General features: G+C 59.9%; 1 pseudogene. It reads left to right on the top strand.

The window, feature by feature from the left end:
• Nucleotides 1-135: 135 nt before the first annotated feature.
• A pseudogene (locus QWJ46_RS31045) lies at nucleotides 136-925 on the top strand (ISNCY family transposase); the annotation flags it as partial.

The raw sequence follows: 925 nt of genomic DNA, 5'->3' as shown, positions 1-925 counted from the left end.
GGCTATTTAGTAATGCGACAGTTGGGCCAGTTAGAGATGCGACAGTCTCGCCTCTCGACGTGCTGGTCAATACCAACGTTGGGAGCAAGGATGGCGACTTCAGCCTGGTGGAGACCATGAGCGTTCGGAGTCGTGATGTCCTGTTTGATCACCATGTCGCAGAGAGAATTGCATCGCCTCGAAGTCATTCAGAAGATCCGCGACCGGCGCCTGAGCGTCGTCCAGGCGGCTGAACTGCTCGATCTCAGCCGAAGTCAGGTTCACAGGCTGCTGCAGGCCTATGATCGTTTCGGTGAAGCCGGCCTCGTTTCGAAGAAGCGATCCCGACCGAGCAATCGGCGCCACAGCGAGGATTTTCGCAATGCGGCGCTGGATCTGATCCGCGAACGCTATCCGGATTTCGGGCCGACGCTGGCGCGCGAGAAGCTGATCGAACTGCATCAGATTTCGGTCGCCAAGGAGACGCTGCGCCAATGGATGACCGAGGCCGGCATCTGGATCTCGCGGCGCGAACGCAAGAAGCGGGTTTTCCAGCCGCGCGGCCGGCGGGATTGTCTCGGAGAGCTCGTCCAGATCGATGGCTCGCATCACTGGTGGTTCGAGAACCGCGGCCCCAAATGCGCCCTGCTCGTTTATATCGATGATGCCACCGGCAAGCTGCTGCATCTGCGGTTTGCCGGATCGGAGAACACATTCGACTACTTCCATGCGACGAAGGCCTATTTGCAGCAATGGGGCAAGCCTCTGGCGTTCTACAGCGACAGCACGGCGTCTTTCGTTCGATCCATGCGTCGCAGACGGATCGGACGAGCGGCCTGACACAGTTCGGCCGGGCGCTTTATGAGCTCAACATCGACATCATCTGCGCCAACACCCCGCAGGCCAAAGGCCGGGTGGAACGCGCCAACCAGACGCTGCAGGATCG

Origin of the sequence: Rhizobium sp. CBN3 (assembly GCF_030518245.1) — a bacterium.
Taxonomy (GTDB): domain Bacteria; phylum Pseudomonadota; class Alphaproteobacteria; order Rhizobiales; family Rhizobiaceae; genus Rhizobium; species Rhizobium aethiopicum_A.
The sequence above is the reverse complement of the archived record's forward strand: the minus strand, read 5'-3'. Positions and strand labels throughout refer to the sequence as shown.